The 18,798-nt window shown below is 67.9% G+C and carries 17 protein-coding genes; 9 read left to right on the top strand and 8 right to left on the bottom strand.

The genetic code is table 11. The annotated features are described in order from the left end of the window. Positions 1–68 precede the first annotated feature (68 nt). The 3 genes from NK1_RS24255 (at position 69) to NK1_RS24245 (ending at position 3,887) form a co-directional block, all read left to right on the top strand. Positions 69–1,730 carry an AMP-binding protein gene (locus NK1_RS24255; protein ID WP_063012238.1) on the top strand — a complete coding sequence of 554 codons (1,662 nt, stop codon included), beginning with the start codon at positions 69–71 and terminating at the stop codon, positions 1,728–1,730. Continuing rightward, entirely contained in the window at positions 1,730–3,433 is a 1,704-nt protein-coding gene (locus NK1_RS24250) for an AMP-binding protein (protein ID WP_063012236.1), read from the top strand. The genes NK1_RS24255 and NK1_RS24250 overlap by 1 nt, the downstream gene beginning before the upstream one ends. A gap of 262 nt (positions 3,434–3,695) precedes the next feature. Then, positions 3,696–3,887, top strand: coding sequence for a hypothetical protein (locus NK1_RS24245; RefSeq protein WP_030515537.1), 192 nt, complete (start codon positions 3,696–3,698; stop codon positions 3,885–3,887). Between the two features lie 124 nt (positions 3,888–4,011). On the opposite strand, the gene NK1_RS24240 is transcribed toward NK1_RS24245, so the two are convergent. Then, positions 4,012–5,019: an AraC family transcriptional regulator ligand-binding domain-containing protein gene (locus NK1_RS24240; RefSeq protein ID WP_063012234.1), complete on the bottom strand. Its 1,008-nt coding sequence runs from the start codon at positions 5,017–5,019 to the stop codon at positions 4,012–4,014. Positions 5,020–5,240: 221 nt separating this feature from the next. Between NK1_RS24240 and NK1_RS24235 the strand changes: the two genes are divergently transcribed. Continuing rightward, positions 5,241–5,633 (top strand): VOC family protein, encoded by a 393-nt coding sequence (locus tag NK1_RS24235; RefSeq protein WP_084461493.1) that lies wholly within the window; start codon positions 5,241–5,243, stop codon positions 5,631–5,633. Here the strand turns inward: NK1_RS24235 and NK1_RS24230 are convergent. Then, on the bottom strand, positions 5,615–6,355 hold the full coding sequence (locus NK1_RS24230) for a helix-turn-helix domain-containing protein (RefSeq protein WP_245660775.1): 741 nt from the start codon (positions 6,353–6,355) through the stop codon (positions 5,615–5,617). The genes NK1_RS24235 and NK1_RS24230 overlap by 19 nt on opposite strands. Positions 6,356–6,500: 145 nt before the next feature. Here NK1_RS24230 and mscL point away from each other — a divergent pair, with 145 nt between their 5' ends. Beyond that, positions 6,501–6,962, top strand: coding sequence for a large conductance mechanosensitive channel protein MscL (gene mscL, locus NK1_RS24225; RefSeq protein ID WP_063012230.1), 462 nt, complete (start codon positions 6,501–6,503; stop codon positions 6,960–6,962). Between the two features lie 20 nt (positions 6,963–6,982). On the opposite strand, the gene NK1_RS24220 is transcribed toward mscL, so the two are convergent. Further along, positions 6,983–7,555: a TetR/AcrR family transcriptional regulator gene (locus NK1_RS24220; RefSeq protein ID WP_063012228.1), complete on the bottom strand. Its 573-nt coding sequence runs from the start codon at positions 7,553–7,555 to the stop codon at positions 6,983–6,985. 129 nt (positions 7,556–7,684) lie between these two features. Here NK1_RS24220 and NK1_RS24215 point away from each other — a divergent pair, with 129 nt between their 5' ends. Together NK1_RS24215 and NK1_RS24210 are read left to right on the top strand one after the other, a co-directional pair. Further along, entirely contained in the window at positions 7,685–8,692 is a 1,008-nt protein-coding gene (locus tag NK1_RS24215; RefSeq protein WP_157104420.1) for a serine hydrolase, read from the top strand. Positions 8,693–8,884: 192 nt separating this feature from the next. After that, positions 8,885–9,646, top strand: coding sequence for a 3-hydroxyacyl-CoA dehydrogenase (locus NK1_RS24210; protein WP_063012224.1), 762 nt, complete (start codon positions 8,885–8,887; stop codon positions 9,644–9,646). Between the two features lie 48 nt (positions 9,647–9,694). On the opposite strand, the gene NK1_RS24205 is transcribed toward NK1_RS24210, so the two are convergent. The 4 genes from NK1_RS24205 to NK1_RS24190 form a co-directional block, all read right to left on the bottom strand. Next, on the bottom strand, positions 9,695–11,200 hold the full coding sequence (locus tag NK1_RS24205; RefSeq protein ID WP_063906100.1) for an alpha/beta fold hydrolase: 1,506 nt from the start codon (positions 11,198–11,200) through the stop codon (positions 9,695–9,697). 94 nt (positions 11,201–11,294) lie between these two features. Further along, the gene (locus NK1_RS24200) at positions 11,295–12,086 is read right to left on the bottom strand and encodes a thioesterase family protein (protein ID WP_063012220.1); all 792 of its coding nucleotides are present in this window, start codon (positions 12,084–12,086) and stop codon (positions 11,295–11,297) included. Between the two features lie 48 nt (positions 12,087–12,134). Further along, positions 12,135–14,927, bottom strand: a complete 2,793-nt coding sequence (locus NK1_RS24195; RefSeq protein ID WP_245660773.1) for an ABC transporter substrate-binding protein — start codon at positions 14,925–14,927, stop codon at positions 12,135–12,137. Between the two features lie 149 nt (positions 14,928–15,076). Beyond that, positions 15,077–15,895, bottom strand: coding sequence for a dienelactone hydrolase family protein (locus NK1_RS24190; protein WP_063012216.1), 819 nt, complete (start codon positions 15,893–15,895; stop codon positions 15,077–15,079). A gap of 90 nt (positions 15,896–15,985) precedes the next feature. Here NK1_RS24190 and NK1_RS24185 point away from each other — a divergent pair, with 90 nt between their 5' ends. Next, positions 15,986–16,957 (top strand): GlxA family transcriptional regulator, encoded by a 972-nt coding sequence (locus NK1_RS24185; protein ID WP_063012214.1) that lies wholly within the window; start codon positions 15,986–15,988, stop codon positions 16,955–16,957. A gap of 73 nt (positions 16,958–17,030) precedes the next feature. Further along, positions 17,031–17,720, top strand: a complete 690-nt coding sequence (locus NK1_RS24180) for a DUF899 domain-containing protein (protein WP_063012212.1) — start codon at positions 17,031–17,033, stop codon at positions 17,718–17,720. 64 nt (positions 17,721–17,784) lie between these two features. Here NK1_RS24180 and NK1_RS24175 read toward each other — a convergent pair whose 3' ends face one another. Beyond that, positions 17,785–18,795, bottom strand: a complete 1,011-nt coding sequence (locus NK1_RS24175) for a hypothetical protein (RefSeq protein ID WP_063012210.1) — start codon at positions 18,793–18,795, stop codon at positions 17,785–17,787. Between the last annotated feature and the right edge of the window lie 3 nt (positions 18,796–18,798).

Genomic DNA, 18,798 nt, shown 5'->3' with positions numbered 1-18,798 from the left:
GCGCTACCCCTTTCCGGGGGTGGTGGAGAGCAAAGTGTGACGTGAATCCTATATCCGTGAGCGCGAGTATGGGCCGGGTCCGGCCGGTCAGTTATACGCACGGGGTATGGGATGTGCCGCTGCTGGGCGAGACGATCGGGGCGAATCTCGATCGCACGGTGGCCGTCCACGGTGATCGAGACGCACTCGTCGACCGGGTGACCGGAGTGCGCTGGACCTACCGCGAATTCGCCGCCGAGGTCGACGCCGTGGCACTCGGGCTGCTGGAATCCGGCATCGGCAAGGGTGATCGGGTCGGCATCTGGTCGCCCAATCGTGCCGAGTGGACGCTGGTGCAGTTCGCCACCGCGAAGATCGGCGCGATCCTGGTCAACATCAATCCGGCCTACCGCAGCGAGGAAGTGCGCTACGTGATCACCCAGGCCGGGATCCGGATGCTGATCTCGGCGCGGGCGCACAAGAGCTCGAACTACGCGGAGATCATCGGCCGGGTGCGGCCCGAATGCCCGGAGCTGGAGCGGGTGGTCCTGTTCGACAGCGCCGAGTGGGAGGCGCTGATCGCCGCCGGTCGCGCCGCCGATCCCGCGCGCCTGGCCGAGGCCGGAGCGGGACTCGCCGCCGATGATCCGATCAACATTCAATACACCTCGGGCACAACGGGTTTCCCCAAGGGCGCGACGCTGTCGCACCACAACATCCTCAACAACGGCTATTTCGTCGGTGAATTGTGTGGTTACACCGAGGCCGACCGGATCTGCATTCCGGTGCCGTTCTACCACTGCTTCGGCATGGTGATGGGCAATCTGGCGGCGACGAGTCACGGTGCGGCGATGGTGATTCCGGCGGCCTCCTTCGAACCGCGGGCCACCCTCGCCGCGGTCGCCGAGGAACGCTGCACCTCGCTGTACGGGGTGCCGACGATGTTCATCGCCGAACTGGCCGATCCGGACTTCGAATCCTTCGACCTGAGTTCGCTGCGCACCGGCATCATGGCCGGCTCACCGTGCCCGGTGGAGGTGATGAAGCAGGTGATCGAGCGGATGGGTATGGCCGAGGTGTCCATCTGCTACGGCATGACCGAAACCTCACCGGTGTCGACTCAGACCCGCCGCGACGACAGCATCACCCAGCGCACCGCCACGGTCGGCCGGGTGGGCCCGCACCTCGAGATCAAGATCGTCGATCCCGACACGGGGCTGACCGTCCCGCGCGGGGAACCGGGTGAGCTGTGCACGCGCGGCTATTCGGTGATGCTCGGCTACTGGAACGATCCGGACAAGACCGCCGAGGCGATCGACGCCGCCCGCTGGATGCACACCGGCGATCTGGCCACCATGGACGACGACGGCTACGTCGCGATCACCGGCCGGATCAAGGACATGGTGATCCGCGGCGGCGAGAACATCTACCCGCGCGAGATCGAGGAATTCCTCTACACCCACCCCGACATCCTCGACGCACAGGTCGTCGGGATCCCGGATCCGAAATACGGTGAGGAATTGGTGGCCTGGATCCGGATGCGTGAGGGCGCGGCCCGGTTGGACGCGCAGACGCTGGCACAGTTCTGCGGCGGACGCCTGGCCTATTACAAGATTCCGCGCTACGTCCACGTCGTCGACGAATTTCCGATGACGGTCACCGGCAAGGTGCGCAAGGTCGATATCCGCGCGACCTCGGTCCGCCTGTTCGGCGGGCCGGAGCAGGATCAGCAACAGACAGGAGTGCAGTGATGACGTCCAACACCGAGGTGTATCGCCAGGCGCGCGACCGGCTGGTCGACCTGGCGACCGACTACGACACCGCGGTGCGGACGTTCCACTGGCCCCGGCTGACCGGCGCATTCAATTGGGCCGTGGACTGGTTCGACGTGATCGCACGCGGCAACGACCGCACGGCGCTGTGGATCGTCGAGGAGGACGGCAGTGAACTGCTGGTGAGTTTCGACGAGATGGCGCGGCGCTCGGATCGGGTGGCGACCTGGCTCGCCGAACTCGGTGTGCGCCGAGGAGATCGGGTCATCCTGATGCTGGGCAACCAGGTCGAGCTGTGGGAGTCGATGCTCGCCGTCGCCAAACTCGGCGCGGTGGTCATGCCCACCACGGGCGCGCTCGGACCGGCCGATCTGATCGACCGGATCACCCGGGGCGAGGTGCGTTTCGTCCTCACCAACGCTCGCGACACCGCGAAATTCGACGAGGTCCCCGGCGACTACCGGCGCATCGCGGTCGGCGGTCCGGTCGAGGGCTGGCACGACTACGCGGAGGCCGCCGCGGTGCAGTCCGCGGGCCCCTTCCCCACCGTGACGCAGGTGGGCGACGAACTGCTGGTCTATTTCACCTCGGGCACGACGAGCAAACCAAAGATGGTGCAGCACAACCAGATCAGCTATCCGGTCGGACATCTGAGCACCATGTACTGGATCGGGGTCCGTCCCGGCGACGTGCATCTCGCGATCAGCGCGCCGGGCTGGGCGAAGCACGCCTGGAGCTGCTTCTTCGCGCCCTGGATCGCCGAAGCGACGATCTTCGTCTACAACTACGGCCGCTTCGACGCCGAGGCGCTGCTCGGTCAGCTGCGCCGCGCGGAGGTCAACACCTTCTGTGCGCCGCCGACGGTGTGGCGCATGCTGATTCAGGCCGACCTCGGCGAGCGTCCGTCCGGACTGCGCGAAATCCTCGGTGCCGGCGAACCGCTCAATCCCGATGTGATCGCCCAGGTGGAAAACGCCTGGGGACTGACCATCCGGGACGGATTCGGGCAGACCGAGACCACCCTGCAGATCGCCAATACTCCCGGACAACCGGTCAAGGCCGGCTCGATGGGCCGGCCCATGCCGGGCGTGCCCGTCGTACTGGTCGATCCGGTCACCGGCATGCCCGCCGACGAGGGCGAGATCTGCCTGGATCTGAGCGCTCATCCGGTCAATCTGATGAACGGCTACCTCCAGGACCCGGAACGGAACGCGGCGGTGATGGAGGGCGGCTACTACCACACCGGCGATGTGGCGGCGCGGGACGAAGACGGCTACATCACCTATATCGGCCGCACCGACGACGTGTTCAAATCCTCCGATTACAAGGTGTCGCCGTTCGAACTCGAAAGTGTGCTGATCGAACATCCGGCGGTGGTGGAGGCCGCGGTGGTGCCACAACCCGACGACACCCGCCTGGCCGTCCCCAAGGCGTATGTCACGCTGGCCGCCGGCTGGGAGCCGGACCGCGAAACCGCAAGGGCCATCCTGGAATACGCGCGTGATCACCTCGCACCGTATCTGCGGGTGCGGCGGATCGAATTCACGGAGCTGCCCAAGACGATCTCGGGCAAGATCCGCCGCGTCGAACTGCGGCAGCGCGAGGAGGCCGCCCATGCCTCCGGCACCGGGATCGCGCAGGAATTCCGCTACGAGGATGTCCTTGCACAACCGACCGTTTAGCGGTTCGCCACAGCTTTGCCGATGAGTTGCTCGCCGCCGGAGACTTGCCGGCGGCGCTACACTTTCGGTGAATAGTTTGGTCGAAACCGCCTGCGGGTACAGAATTCTCACGCAGATTCCTCGCGGCCGTCGAAATGTGAAAATGGCACATTTGCCCGGATGTGGCGCGTTCGGCGCTGGCCCGATTCCGACAGCGTGACAAGACTGACGAAGTACGCGCAGCGCGTTCCGGATGTGTAGCTACGACCGATGGGAGAGCACCGTGTTGTACACCTTCGAAACCGCCACCCAGTACGTGATCGCCGAACTGGAGGCAAAGGGCACGGCGACCCGCGAAGACTTCGATGTACCGGCCATCGTCGCCACCTCCCACGCCATCGCCGAGAGCTGGGATTTCCAGGCACTGGACCGGCATACGTTCTGGAGTATCGCGGCGAGCAATCTGCGGGCATAGCGCAGCCCACGGTGCCGCTCGATCACCCACTTCGGCGTCGGTCGCTACACCCGCACGCCGAGGTCGGTGATCGAACGAAGCGCTCCGCGACTACGCAGCCCCGCGATCAGGGGCGCCCGGTGACCTACGCCTGACAGTCGGCCGATCCCGCAGTGCGCGTGTGCGCCACCATCGACCAGCGCCGCGCCGCACGCCGCATCGAACCGGCGTCCGCATAGCCGAGCAGCGCCGCCTGCCGCTCCCGGCTCAGCGGTCCCGCGGCCTGGGCCCGGGCCAAGCGGGCCCGATCCAATTCGCGCCGCCATGTGGTCCCCGCCTCGGACAGCCGCCGCTGCAGGGTGCGCGGACTGATGGCCAGGCGCCGCGCCACCTGTTCGAGCGAGACCTCACCCTCGGCGAAGGCGTCGGCCAACGCCCGCGAGACCCGCTCCGGCCAGGCCGAGGCCAGCGGCGGTGGCGGCGGCAGCGCGGCGGCCAGCGGTTGCAGCACATCCGCGAGCACCGGATCGGCGGTGGTCAGCGGCAGATCCATATCGGCCGACCGAAAGGTCATCGAGTCCACCGGGGCACCGAATTCCACCTCGGCCGAACCGAATACCTCGGCGAACGCCTCCAGGCGGCGCGGAGCCGGCTGTCGCAGCGCTACCCGGACCGGGTCCAGCGGTGCCGCGACGACGCGACGGGCACGGGTCAGCACGGCGACCAGTCCCCACAGTTGCACCAGTTCGCGGCCGCGCCCGTCACCCTCGATCATGTCCAGGTACAGCGTGGTCTCGGCCTCGTTCTCCACCACCAGATCGAAACGGTGATTGGTGGTCACGGCCGTGACATACGGACCGCAGGTCGCCAGGCCGGCGCCCACGGTCGGCGCACTGGCGAACAGATAGTCGTAGAGCCGCGTGGCGGCCAGCTGATATCTGCTCGCCACATGCAGCGCCACGTCGGGATCGTCGAGCCAATTCTCGCCGATCTCCCATAACCGGGAAAAGACCCGCGCGGGCACGTGAACGCCTTCGCCGGCCAGAGTCCATTCCGGTAGTTCGCATTCGCGCAGCAGTCGGTCACGATCGATCCCGGCGTCGGTCATCTGCGAGATCACGAAACGATGCAGCAATGTCTGGTCGGTACCCAATATCCCTCCTGCCCTCATTCGCGTCCCCGAACACGTTGGAGGAAACGCTAATCACTCCGACCAGCGTTTCGACCTAAATTCACTCCGATTGTGGTGGTCAGCACGTTGCGGTAAGAGATTGATCCTGGTCACCAGGCTTTCGATCCCGAATTGTGACAAAACCAGCCACGCCGTCCGATTCGTTCAAGACGGCACCGCCGGCGGCGCTCTACGGTGACGCCATGGCACCTCAACTCAACGCAATCGGCGTGGTCGTCTCCGATCTGACGGCCGCACTCGGCTTCTACCGGCGGCTCGGTCTCGAATTCGGCGAGGTCGTCGGGGGTGGGCACGTGGAAGCGCCGCTGCCGGGCGGATTCCGGCTGATGCTCGATTCCGAGCAGAACATCGCCCAGGACGTCGGCGGCGAGCGGCGCTGGAACGCCGCGGCGGGCCGGATCGGATTGGCCGTCGAATGCGGTTCGGCGGCCGAGGTCGACGCGGTATTCGACGATCTGGTCGCGGCCGGATACCACGGGGAGACCAAGCCCTTCGACGCCGTGTGGGGCCAGCGCTACGCCACCGTGCACGACCCCGACGGCAACGGCGTCGATCTTTACGCGCCGCTGGGCTGAGTGTCCTCGGGGCGCGCGGCCGCCCCTCGGATACGGCCCGGAGATCGCCCGGTCAACGCCCGGACCTCGCGGGTCATATGGGCCTGATCCGCATATCCGGCCAGCGCCGCGGTCTCGGCGAAACCCACGCCGGTGCGAGTCAGATCCAGAGCCCTGCGCATCCGCAGCACGCGGGCCAGCATCTTCGGCCCGTATCCGAAGGCCGAGATCGACAGCCGATGCAGCCGCCGCGCACCCAGCCCCAGCGCGTCGGCGGTGGCCGCGACCGTCTCCCCCGCATCCAGCCGGCGCACGATCTGCGCCACCACCGGGTCGGTCGGCGCGGTCGCCGCCGCGCAGCGGCGGGCCACCTCCTCGAGTCCGCGCAGCGGATCCGGCGCCGCCGCGACCACGTCGGCCATGACGCGGGCCCGCCGCGCCGACCACAGCTCGTCCAGCTCGGCGCGGCGATCCAGCAGTTCCGGGGCGCGCACGCCCAGCAGCCCCGGCGCGGTGCCCGGCGCGAAACGAATCCCGTACACGGTCTGCGCGGCGGCGCCGCTGCGGTAGGCGCGGGTATCCGGCCCGGCCACCACCAGCCGACCGCCGAGCCACAGCAGATCCATACAGCCGTCCGGCAACACCGTGGCCGACTCCCCCGTCACCTCCCGCTGCCACACCATCGCGCCCGCGGACGCCCGCGAGCGACGTTCGCGATAGAGCTCCGGCGAATTCTCGGCCACGCCGGAAAGGGTATCGTCCGAGACCGACGGATTCGGATCCGAACACGTGATCGAGCCCACATCGAGTTGCTGCTGATTCGCTGCTCGCCGTTAGACTGCCGGTCCGAGACAGCGTTGATGTGTTCGGATCGATCGTGAGGCTGAGATGCTCAAAGGGTTCAAAGACTTCCTGATGCGCGGCAACGTCATCGAATTGGCGACCGCGGTGGTGATGGGCACGGCCTTCACCGCGATCGTCACCTCGGTGACGAAGGGAATCGTCGAGCCGCTGCTGGCGGTCGTGGGCACCAACGGGCAGCTCGGATTGGGCGTGCAGCTGGTGGCCGGAAAACCGGCCACGTTCATCGCCCTCGGACCGATCATCAGTGCGGCGATCAATTTCCTCATGGTGGCGACGGTCTTGTATTTCGTGCTCATTCTTCCGATGAACACCTTGCAGAAACGATTCAGCCGCAAGAAGAAGGCTGTGCCGACCCAAACGGAATTGTTGATCGAAATCCGCGATCTGCTCGCCGGCCGGAACGAAACCGCCACCACCGACGCCGTCGTCGACACCGACGCGACCGAAGCGCAGCGCCGGGTGGCCGAGATGGTGCACGAGCGCTGAGCCGAATATCGGTGTCGTCGTTACATATTCGCTCCGACGAAGTCGACGGTGGCGACCATCTGCCGGGCCAGCTGTTCGGGATCGGCGCCGCCGAGTTCGGAGTCGGTGAGCGCGCCCTCGCGCCACAGTGACGCGAAGCCGTGCACGAGCGACCAGGCCGCCAGTTCGGTCGCCGGTCGCGCGGATTCCGCGACGCCCAGTTGGGCTACGCCGGAACGCAACTCCTCGCCGGAGGCGGTGCGCGCCGCGATCAGCTCCGGATCGTCGGCCCGCAGCAGGTCGTGCCGGAACATGACGTCGAAATGCCCGGGATGGCGGCGCGCGAAGCGGATGTAGGCGACCGCCATCTCCCGGAAATCGTCGCGGGCGCCCCGCAATTCGTCGGCCAGCAGCTCGTAGCCGCGGATCGCGAGCGCGGTGAGCAAACCCTGCCGATTGCCGAAATGGTGGGCGGGCGCGGCATGTGAGACGCCGGCGCGCTGGGCCAGTGCTCGCAGCGACACCGCGTCGACGCCGTCGGCAGCGATCTGCTCGGCCGCCGCCGTCAGCAGCGTGGCCCGCAGATCTCCGTGGTGGTAGGAGCTCTTGGTCACCCGACGATCGTGGCGCAGGGACCCGGTCCGCGTCCACCAACACGCCCGACAGCCAGCGCACCGTGAACCGACAGCGTTCTACCAACCGGCCCTCGAGCTGTACACAGCTGCGTGCGGTTTCTGGAAGATATGAACACTCTGTCCGGCCGCCGTCCGCGTCGGCGCGCACTGGCTGTCGCGGCATTCGCTGTGGTACTCGCGATTTCGGGAATCGCGGTGGCACATGTGGCGACCGGAACCGCGGCGGCACATCCCGGTTCCGGCACCGTCGGCGCGGCGGCAGCCACCGTCGGCGCCGACGGCCCGGCGGCCACCGCTGCGGCCCAGCCGATTTCGTCGAATCCGGTGGCACAGCAGATGCAGAACGCGATCCTCACCGCCGAACCCGGCAGCCGGGTGGGTATCGACGTGGTCGACACCACCACCGGAACCACCCTCGTGGGACTGAACACCGATCAGCAGTTCTACACGGCCTCGGTGGTCAAACTGCTGATCGCTCTCGACGAGTTGAAAAGCGTGAACTGGCAGCCGGATTCGGATACCGCCGCACTGCTGTCGCAGATGCTGTCGGCGAGCGACGACGATATCGCCGACGCGCTGTGGGATACCGACGGCGGCCCCGATATCGTGTCACGCGTCGCGGCGGACGTCGGACTCGGCGCCACCCAGCCGCCGGACGATCCGGCGCAATGGGGTGAAACACTGACCACTCCGGCCGATGTGGTGCGGATCTATCACTACATCGGTGCCGAGATCCCGCAGCCGGCCCGCGATCTGATCCTCACCGCGCTGCATCAGGCCGGCGCGACCGCCGCCGACGGAACCGATCAGTACTTCGGAATCCCCGACGCCCTCACCGGGACGGACTGGGCGATCAAACAGGGCTGGATGACGCTCGACGACTCCACGACGCTGAATACGACCGGTCTGGTTTCCACCGATCCGGCCCAGCCCGGCCGCTACGTGGTGGTCGTACTCACCACCCAGCCCGCCGGAACCGCGTGGACCACCGGCGGCGCGGCCGTCACCGCCGCGGTCACCGCCCTGCGGCAGACGCTCGCGCCGACCTCGGCGGTTGCCGCCGCTTCCACCGAAACTGTAACATGTTCTAGTACGTGTCCTGTCGGCTATAAGTAGCGAACTCGGCAGAACATCAAGGTCGCGCGACCAGCAAGGAACGTCCTGCTTGGATCGCTGTGAGCTGGTATAACAAGAGAACTGATCGCGGATCACCTCCTGCTTCATCGCGAGCAGAGAGGCGAACCGCTATTTACTTATGGGTGGTGCGGCGACTAGTCTGACGCCGATACCGATCAGAAAGGACCTCGTATGAAGCTCGAGAATGCGGTCGCCGTGGTCACCGGTGGCGCGTCGGGTCTGGGCCTGGCCACGGTGAAGGAACTGCACGGCCAGGGCGCCAAGGTGGTGATCATCGATCTGCCGTCGTCCAACGGTGAGGCGATCGCCAAGGAGCTGGGCGACGGTGTGGTCTTCGCCGCGACCGACGTCACCAACGAGGAGCAGGTGAGCGCGGCACTCGACGCCGCCGCGCAGCTGGGCACCCTGCGGATCGCGGTGAACTGCGCCGGTATCGGCAATGCGATCAAGACGGTCAGCAAGAAGGGCGCGTTCCCGCTGGCCGACTTCACCAAGATCATCAACGTCAACCTGATCGGCACGTTCAACGTGATCCGCCTGGCCGCCGAGCGCATCGCCGCCACCGAGCTCGAAGGCGAGGAGCGCGGTGTCATCATCAACACAGCCTCCGTCGCGGCCTTCGACGGCCAGATCGGTCAGGCCGCCTACTCCGCTTCCAAGGGCGGCATCGTCGGCATGACCCTGCCGATCGCCCGCGACCTGGCGAGCGTGAACATCCGCGTGAACACCATCGCGCCGGGCCTGTTCCACACCCCGCTGTTCGCCACCCTGCCCGAGGAGGCCATCAAGGCCCTCGGTGCGCAGGTCCCGCACCCCGCCCGCCTCGGCGACCCCGCCGAATACGCGGCCCTGGCCCGCCACATCGTGGAGAACCCGATGCTCAACGGCGAGACCATCCGCCTCGACGGCGCGATCCGCATGGCGCCCCGCTGATTTCGTACGCGAAGGCCCGGCTTCCGCGGAATCCGGGCCTTTCGTGCGCTACGGCTCGGCTCCGGTGTCGGGCGCGCACACCACATCGGTCGCGGGCAACATGCCGTCGGCGAAGTACCCGTTGATCGCCGCGCCGACGCAGCGACTGAGGCCGGGGCGAAATGTCATGTGAATCCGCACATCCGCCAGTGTGACGAGGCGAGACGCGGTCAGATCGCGACGAAGTGCGAGGGCGTGATCGTACGGGGTGCGGGGGTCGCCGGTCGCCTGCACGATCAGCGCCGGAACCGAATTCCGCACTGTGGTCGAGCTTTCCACGGGCCGAGGCCAGAAGGCGCAGGGCTGAATATTGGCCGCCAGCGCGCCGAAGATCGGTTGCGTGGCGCGGCGTTGTTCGATCTCCGACCGGTAGCGCACCGGATCCTCGGGCGCGGCGTCGTCACCGCAGGCGATGAACGCCAGCGCCGAATCCTCGTACTGCCGAAGGGAATCCAGCGTATCCGTCAGCCAGGGCGTGTGCTCGGCCGGCGGCGATCCGCTGGTCGCGGCCCGCAGTTCGGCGACGGTGTCGGCCATCTTCTCGTTCAGCCGGAAGTTGCCCAGCAGATTGTGCAGCAGGAACGGCAGCCAATGATCGTCGATGACGAAGTCGTTCACCGTAACCGGCTGCCGGGCAATATCGTTCAGCAACTGCTCGACCGCGGCGCGTACCTGCGCGGCCGTCGTGCCGAAGTGATAGTCCGGGTCGCGACGAGCGGCCCATCCGGCCCAATCGTCCAGCGCCGCTTCGTCGGCTGCACCCCAGTCGTGCACCATTGCGTTCCAGTAGCGGTCGGGATCGATCGCACTGTCGAGCACCATGCGATCGACCGACCGCGGAAACATCTGCGCGAACACCGCGCCCAGATAGGTGCCGTAGGAGACGCCGTAGTAGCTCAGCGACGGCTCCCCGAGGACGCGCCGGATCACCTCCATATCGCGCGCTGTGTTGCGGGTCGTCAGTTGCCGCAGGGAAGCGGAATCGCCTGTCAGACAAGCCATTGCCAGACGCGCGGCGCGGGCGGTGTCGGTGAGGAGTCCGTCCGGTCCGACGCCGGCGGAGCGGATCATCTCGCCGATCGGCCAGCCGCAGGTCCGGCCACCCTCGGACCGGCCGACGCCGCGGGGGTCCATTCCGATCAGGTCGTACTGTGCCCGGACCTCCGGCGCCAGAACATCGCCCAGCAGATCGATGGTGTCCAGCCCGGACGCTCCCGGCCCGCCGGGATCGGCCAGCAGGACACCACGCCTGCGGTCCGGGTCGGTCGCGGGCACCCGGGATATCGCGATGTTCAGGGTGCGGCCGTCGGGATCGGCATAGTCCAGCGGCACCCGCACCGCCGCGCAGGATCCGCCGGCGGCCTCCAGCGTCTCCACCGCGCAAGGCTTCCACTTCGGCTGCTGCCGGTAGAAGCGGTCCATGCCGGTGAGGGGCGACGGGACCGCCGCGCCGGACGTCACGAGCACGGCCGCCACCGCCAGAACTGCCGCACCCCACCGAAACACTCTCGACATCAACAGCTTCCAGCGCCACACTCGTCCACGTCGTCACGGTAGCCGGGGGGTTGGACAGTCACCCGTGGCGGGAAGAAGCGCAGCGGCCCGCCCGCTACCGGTTCCCGATCAGCAAGGTCTGGGTGCTGCGGCCCACCGGTCCCTTCTCGTCGTAGAGCCGGGATTCGGCCATCCCGATACCGCTGCGTTCCGGATAGGTGACCGCATCCAGGCAGACCCACTCCCCCACCGGTTCACGATGCAGCGTGACGGTGAGGTCGGTGTTGATGAAAAGGTAACGCTCCCAATCCAATACCGCACTCACGCCGTTACCGGAGTCCGCTGCCGCGAGGGCCCGCTCCAGCGGGCTCGGCGTGGTTCCCGCGACGATCGGATATCGCAGTTTGATCCAGCACACCGCCGGTCCGGGCTGCTGGAAGGAGCCGGCGACGAAGCGGTAGTCGATCCCGGTGTGGAATCCGACGGGCTGGTTGCTGGGAAACTCCCCACTGTGCGGCACGGTGTCCGGCCCGGGATACGCGCCGACGGCCACCGCGTCCGCCGGCACCTCGATCTCCGGATCGGCCACCCGCAACCGCCACGCGTTCGCCTTCAACACCGGCCCGCGGTCGGTGGCGACGGTGGCCTCGATCAACTCCACACTGCGCCCCGGCCGCACCACCCGCGCCTCGGCCCGCAGCGGCGCGATGGGAACGGGCCCGAGAATTTCGACCGCCACGCGGCCGACCCGGAATCCCGGCCGCGGCTCACAGCGCTCGATCACGTGCCCGAGCAGCGCCGACGGCGGCCCCGCGTGCTGCGCATCCGGCGACCACGGACCGCGAGTCAGCTCGGTGGAGTGGAACAGCGCGGGATCCGCGGGATCGGGTCGATAGAAGGCCTCCATGGATCCTTACTACCGCACGGCACATCCCGGCGATGCGGTGGTGTGGACTCAACCCGGCCGCACCCACGTTTCGGTGTCACTTCCGGTGCCCGGAGGGCAGCCGTTGCCGCCGTCGGGCGGCAACGGCAGTTGCAGCAAACACGTCGGCGGGGTCTCGGCGTCGTTGAGATCCGAGGTCATCAGGATCGCGATCGATGCGCCGCTGACCAGGCCGTGGGGGCCGTCGAAACGGAGGTTCCCGGTCACGGTGTCGGCGTCGAGCTCACCTCGGCGCAGTTCGAGCGCGATGGCGGCGCGGTTGACGACCGCACCGGAATACTCCGGCCGAGCCCGGTTCCGCTTGACCGCTCCCAGGAACAGTTCGGCTACGTCGAATCCGATGCCGGTGCGATCACCGGGCCAGCTCACCTGGAAATGCGGGAGCGCTCGGCGGAGATCGCGCAGCTCGGAACACAGGGTGTGCATATTCGGGCTCGCGGGCCGGACGGGTTCGCCGTCGCGCACACAGTTTCTGCCCGCCAGCAGCGCCGGCACGCCCTTGGCGACGTAGTGCACGGGAAATCCGGTCGGCGCCGAATTCTGGACCAGTTTGTCCGACACCGCACGGGTGGCGGTGTCGTTGGCGAGGATCGGCGGCATGCCGGCGCCGCAGTGCTGGGCCACCGCGCTGACGAAGGGGCCGAAATCCGGATTACGGCCGCCGAAGAACAGCAGATCGCTCGGCTGCGCGTGGTCCATCGGTGCGCAGGGCATCCGCCGGCTGGGGATCTGGCCCTGATCGGACCAGGGTTCGATCTCGCCGAACCGGTCCCCGAGCTCGTGGCGCAGATCGTTCTCCAACGTGCGGACGTAGATATCGGACGGGTCGTCGGAGACGTAGACGTTCACCTTGCCGTAGCGGGGACCGCCATCGAGATTCCGCGCGCCGAGGACATACTCGGCGACCAACTTCGCCTGCGTCGAATTCGGTAGTACGGGCTGGAAATACAGCGGTGAGACCTCCTCCAGCCCGTCTGCGGACAGGGTGGTCGCCATGGTGGGAACCCCGAGCTCGCCCAATCTCGCTATGGCCCTGCGGGTTTCGGCGGTACTGCGGTCCAGGCCGATCACTCCGGCCACGGTCGGATCCGACCGCAGCAACCGGGCGATCTGATGGTCGACCACCCAGGTGGCGTACCGCATGGTCGTCCCGCCGTTGGCTATCACGACGCGCAGCAACGGTTCGGACGCACCGCTCTGTTTGTTGGCCCAGCGCTGCCGCACCGCCAATCCGGCCAGTTCCTCGGCCTGGGCGTGGGGGTAGCGCCCGTTGCGATCGACGTAGGTCATCCCGGCGAAGTAGACCAGCGTGACGAGGGGCCGGCGCGGATTGTCATGGCGCAACCGGGCGGCCACGTCGTTCTGGTGGAAGACCTCGCGCTGCATCTCGCCGAGTTCGAGATCGTCGGAAAAGATCTGTGCCGCAGAACTACTCAGTCCGACACACTCGGTGCCACGCACGGTGACATCCACCCCGGACCGCCACGGCGACGCGGTACATCCGGCGATGAGCCGCGGCTGGACGACGGCGACCGCCGCCGCCACCAGGGCGACGACCGGCAGCAGCGCCACCGCGGCCACCATCGAACGGCGGGCCGCCCACGGCGGTGCGGGCGGATAGGCCAGATCGGACCGATCGAACCGCGGCAGGGATGTGCTCAGCGACTCCGGAAGGGGCAGCGTGAGATACCAGCTGTCGGTGTTGCGATGGCGGCGGCTCTCGTCGATATCGTCTCGCCACGAGAGCAGCGGATCCTGAGTTTCACCGTCGACCGTGACACCGAGATCGTCGAATCGCGCATCCGGTGACTCGGTCGAATGTTCGATTCGTGCCACGATCACCAGCGGATCGAAAAGCCCTGTCTCGTTGCGGATCTCGTTGAGGAATCGGATCATGCGGTCGGCGCCGTCGTCAGCGGTGACGCCGTCGAGGAGCGCGACCGGGTAGGCGGTGCGCCGCCACCCCGAAGGCCGCCACGGCACTCGTCGATAGGCCGCACGCAAATCCTCGAGAAACGCGTTCAGCAGCAGCTTCGCGATCTGGTCCTTGTTCTCCCGGGCTCGCATCGGCTCGGTCAGACGGACTCCGAAGCCGACGAAGCTGTGCGACAGGCCCGGAGACAGGTAGCGCTGGTGCATGAACCAGTAGCTCACCCGCGAGAGTCCCGGAATATGCGAGCTCACGAACAACCACAATCGCACCACCGGCCACACCGACAACAGCACAGTCAGGACCCGGGCAACCGTGCCGCCCACCGCGCCCAGTGCGGTCGCGGAACGATCGGCCGACGGCTTCCCCCGCAGCAGCTGTGGCAGCCGTTCCCGCAGTTCATCGGACGCGTCGGTCGCCGAACCCCGCAACCGCTGCCTGGTCAGCCAGTCGGCGGTGCGGTAGCGGGGAAACGGGATGGGCCCCATGGCCGTATCGTCGCTGGCGAAGCAGGTATAGAGGTCGTGCAGGATCGGCAGGCAATGCCCCTCCAATTCCTGATCGCCGGCGGGGGCGAAACCGGGAGTGAACATATCCGGCAGTGCGTCGGCGACGTCGATCATCGCCCGCGGCACCGCCCGCCGTCCTCCGGGTTCGGACAGCCACTCCCCCGTGCGCGGCAGCAGACCGGTGGTGCGGTCGAATTCGGTTGTCTCCGGCGCGATCAGCCGCACGATCGGCGGCGGCAGCCGCCGATTCTTCCGGCGGCGCACCAGGGTCGGCAGAATCCGCGGTCGCTCATCCGGAACGTAGACCGCCCGCAACGCCTTCAGATACTTGCGGATAAAGCGCTCGCGGTCCGCCATTGCCATCCCCGATCGTGAGTGCTCCCCATCACTTCCAGAGTTCCCGGAACTGTAGCCGACTACGCGTGCGGACGCAGAATCCGGTGCCGCGGAGGGCTTTCCGGGTGCGATACCGCTATCGCCCGGCAACGTCGAGGACGGCGCCGATCGTGGCGCTACTCCGTTGCCGGTGTGTGCAGGCGCGCGCTGAGGAATTCGAGAATCTCGTCGCGGGCCGCGCGGGTGGGGTGGCCCTCCTCGTCGACGAAGTGCGCGGTGACGATGCTGTGCGGGGTCTGGACGATGTCGCGGAAGAACGGCGGTGGGGCGGGGTTGGCGGAATCGCCCGCCAGCACGCGGCCGTCGAAGGCGTCGCCGAGCAGTGCCCGGTAGGCGGCGAAGCGGCGGCCGGTGCACCAGCGGTCGTTGTCGAAACGGTAGGCAAGGACCGTGAGACCGTCGCGGCGGATTCGGTCGCGGATCGCGGTCGCGTCCTCGTCGCTCAGCTCGAGCCCGGCCGGATCGTCGAGCGGCAGCGAGGGATGATTCACCACCGGCGCGACGACGGCCGGTTCGAGGGTCATGGTGAGCGCGAAATTGCCGGTGAAACACAGTCCGAGCGCGCCGACTCCGGGGCCGCCGCATTCGTCGTGGGCCAGCCGCGCGAGTCCGCGCAGCCATCGGGTGACGGGACTGGTGCCCCCGCCCGCGAAGGCACGGAATTCGGCACTCACGCAGGCACGCCGCACGACTTCGGCGCCGTCGTCGACCGTCGGATAGGCGCCGTCGACGCCGAACAGCGACGGCAGGTACACGGTGAAACCCGCATCGCGGATCCAGCGCGCGAGCCGCAGAACGTCGGGGCTGATGCCCGGCATCTCCGGCATCACCACGACGGCCGGACCGGATCCGGCCGTGTAGACGGTCTTGCTCACCCCGTCCACGTCGACGAGACGGGGCGCGAAGGCGGCGATCGGGTTGTCGTCGATAGTCATTCGGTCAGCGTCGGCCGGAATCGACGGTAAAGCGATCGGCGGGTTCGCCAGATCGAGAGGTAATCTCGCCATCGGACGAGGAGGCGGGTCGTGAGCGCGTACCGGGTCGGGGTGCTGGCATATCCGGGCTGCTTCGCGTCCGAGGTGTTCGGGATTCCCGATCTGCTGACGATGGCCGCGCATGTCGCGGGTCCGGACCGCGCGGGGTACGAGGTGACGGTGGTCTCGCCGCGGCGCCGAGTGGTGGCCTCCGGCGGTGTGGCACTGGCGGTTTCACCGTTGCGGGAGGTCGACATCCTCGTGGTGCCGGGCTTCGAACTCGTTCCGGGGCTCGATCCGGATGCCCGGCTGCCACCGCTCACCGCCGAGATCGCCGCGATCCGCGACCATACCGCCGCGGGCGGCGCCGTCGTATCGATCTGCGTGGGCGCCTTCCTGCTCGCCCGGGCGGGCCTGCTCGCGGGCCGGCAGGCGACGACGGCCTGGTTGTTCGCCGACGAACTCGCGCAGCAGTGCCCGGAGGCCGATATCCGGGCTGATCGACTGGTCGTCACCGACCGCGGTGTGACGACGACGGCCGCGTTCAGCGCCATGTACGACTTCGCGCTGGATTTGATCGCACGCCACAGCGGCCCACGGGTCGCGCGGACCACCGCCCGGATCGCCCTCGTCGACGACGCCCGCTCGTCACAGACCCCGTATGTCGACGCCCACCTGCTGCCGCAACCCGGAAATACGTTCTCCCGCAGGGTGATGCGTCACCTCGACCGCCATCTCTCCACCCGCTACGACCTCACCGCACTGGCCAACACCTTCCACGTGAGCACCCGCACCCTGCTGCGGCGCTTCGCCGACGAGACCGGACACAGCCCGCTCGACTATCTGCAGTCCGCGCGCGTGCGCCGCGCCCGCCATCTGCTCGAAACCACCGACCGCACGGTCGCCGACATCTGCGGCGCCGTCGGATACCGGGATGCGGGCACCTTCGCCGCCCTGTTCGCCGCACACACCGGACAACGCCCCGGGGACTACCGCACCACCTTCCGCCGCACCCGTTCGTGAATCGACCGATGAGTTCCGGAGCTGGGTCACGTCTGTATCTACAACTCGCAAGCCGAACGGTCAGGGAGGACCCATGAGCACCACAGCACTGCCGCCCGTCGTCGACGCCGAGACCTGGCAGCGTGAACTCGACGCGCTGCGGGTACGGGAGAAGGCGGCCACTCGGGAACTCGACGCGATCGCGGCCGCCCGCCGCCGCCTGCCGATGGTGAAGATGCCCGACTACACCCTCGAGGGCGAGGAGGGGCCGGTTCGGCTCGCGGACGTCTTCGACGGCAAGTCGCAGCTGATCGTCTACAACCACATGTGGTTCCCGGGCGAGACGTGGCAATGCCCCGGTTGCACCGGATTCACCTCGCAATTCACCCGATTGGAGTTCCTGGACAACTGGGACGCCCGCTTCGTCATCGTCACCCAGGGACCGATCGACGAGGCACTGGCCTACAAGCGGCGCGTGGGCAACGCGATGACCTGGTACTCGACCGCGAACAGCTCCTTCGGCGCGGACGTCGGCGCACCGCCCGGCGGCGGCTTCGCGGTCAACGTCTTCCTCCGCGACGGCGACACGGTCTACCGCACCTGGCACACCGACGGCCGCGGCACCGAACATCTCGGCTACAGCTTCGCCCTGATCGACCTGCTGCCCTACGGGCGGCAGGAGGAATGGCAGGACTCCCCGGAGGGCTGGCCCCAATCGCCCACCTACAGCAAATGGAGCGAGTCGAAGGAGATCGCGGCGGCCTACGGAGAGCCAGGGGCCTGAGCGGTCCGTGCGAACCTGCCGCGGGACCGGCTCTCCTCGCCCTGCGCCTAGAACTCCAGGTCGGCTACAGCCGCGGCGTACCCTGCTTGTCGCCTTCGGCGCGCACCAGGTCCTCGAACCCCGACTCGTACTCCTCCTGGTAGAGCAGCCAGCAGCCGCGAATGCCGTCCAGCAGATCCTCCAGGAGGTCGACGGCCGGACGGGCCGGATCGAGACTGGAAATGCGGAACTCGTCGGTGATCGCGGTGAGTCCCTCCTCGTCGAGTTCCTCTCCGCGCAAACGTCTTTCGATCGCCTCGGCGGCCTCCACGATCCGGGCCGGGTTGCGCACCCGGCCTTCCGCGGCGGCGAGCGCGTCGGCGATCAGGTCGACCACCACCTCGGTGGGGCTCTCACCCGCGCACAGCCGCTCCAGCACCAGCGTCGGCGTCTCCACCTGAAACGCCTCGAGGTTGTCCGCCTCCGCGACCACGTGCACGGGATGCACCTCAGCCACCTCGGCTGCGACCTGAGCGGCGAGATACAGCCAGCGCGCGGCGGCCACCGCGGCGGCGGCCGGGTCGATATCGGTGAACCGGTCGATGGAGGCGAGCGGGTCGGCGTAGAGCAGCGCATCGGCCGCGTGCACCTGCACCGGCGAAATGTCGGCCCGCGACAACTCCACCGCCTGCCTGGCCCGCCCGGACAGATCGCCCAGCTCCGCCGCCTCGATCGCCGCCTGCTCGGTGCGCACCTCGGCGACCAGGGCATCCACCAGCGTCGCGTCGCCGATCAGATGCGCCACCCGCCCGATCCGATGCGCCGCCTCCTCGATCACGCTGTAGCAGACCGCCATCATCCCGTCCGCGTCCGGCAGATTGGGTTCCCGCACGGCCGCCTCCACCTCCGGGAACCGGTTGCGCTCCTCGGCACGATGCCACGCCACACTGTTCGGCACCTCCGGATCCCCCGCCGCCGACGCCGGATGCGTATAGGTCCGCCACTGATACTCCGACAGCTTCGTCAGCGCCGCCGCCAGCGCCAGCGCGACCTCCGCCTCCACCGTCCGCGGCAGAGTCGCGACCGTCTCGGCCACATC

Origin of the sequence: Nocardia kruczakiae NBRC 101016 (assembly GCF_001612965.1) — a bacterium.
GTDB lineage: Bacteria > Actinomycetota > Actinomycetes > Mycobacteriales > Mycobacteriaceae > Nocardia > Nocardia kruczakiae.
The sequence above is the reverse complement of the archived record's forward strand: the minus strand, read 5'-3'. Positions and strand labels throughout refer to the sequence as shown.

Bases quoted from the DNA above. Each gene is read 5' to 3' on its own strand.
- NK1_RS24215 (WP_157104420.1), top strand. From the start codon at position 7,685: ATGAACACTCTGTCCGGCCGCCGTCCGCGTCGGCGCGCACTGGCTGTC.
- NK1_RS24200 (WP_063012220.1), bottom strand. From the start codon at position 12,086: ATGGAGGCCTTCTATCGACCCGATCCCGCGGATCCCGCGCTGTTCCAC.
- NK1_RS24195 (WP_245660773.1), bottom strand. From the start codon at position 14,927: ATGGCAATGGCGGACCGCGAGCGCTTTATCCGCAAGTATCTGAAGGCG.
- NK1_RS24250 (WP_063012236.1), top strand. From the start codon at position 1,730: ATGACGTCCAACACCGAGGTGTATCGCCAGGCGCGCGACCGGCTGGTC.
- NK1_RS24180 (WP_063012212.1), top strand. From the start codon at position 17,031: ATGAGCACCACAGCACTGCCGCCCGTCGTCGACGCCGAGACCTGGCAG.
- NK1_RS24205 (WP_063906100.1), bottom strand. From the start codon at position 11,200: ATGTCGAGAGTGTTTCGGTGGGGTGCGGCAGTTCTGGCGGTGGCGGCC.
- NK1_RS24255 (WP_063012238.1), top strand. From the start codon at position 69: ATGGGCCGGGTCCGGCCGGTCAGTTATACGCACGGGGTATGGGATGTG.
- mscL (WP_063012230.1), top strand. From the start codon at position 6,501: ATGCTCAAAGGGTTCAAAGACTTCCTGATGCGCGGCAACGTCATCGAA.
- NK1_RS24190 (WP_063012216.1), bottom strand. From the start codon at position 15,895: ATGACTATCGACGACAACCCGATCGCCGCCTTCGCGCCCCGTCTCGTC.
- NK1_RS24210 (WP_063012224.1), top strand. From the start codon at position 8,885: ATGAAGCTCGAGAATGCGGTCGCCGTGGTCACCGGTGGCGCGTCGGGT.
- NK1_RS24235 (WP_084461493.1), top strand. From the start codon at position 5,241: ATGGCACCTCAACTCAACGCAATCGGCGTGGTCGTCTCCGATCTGACG.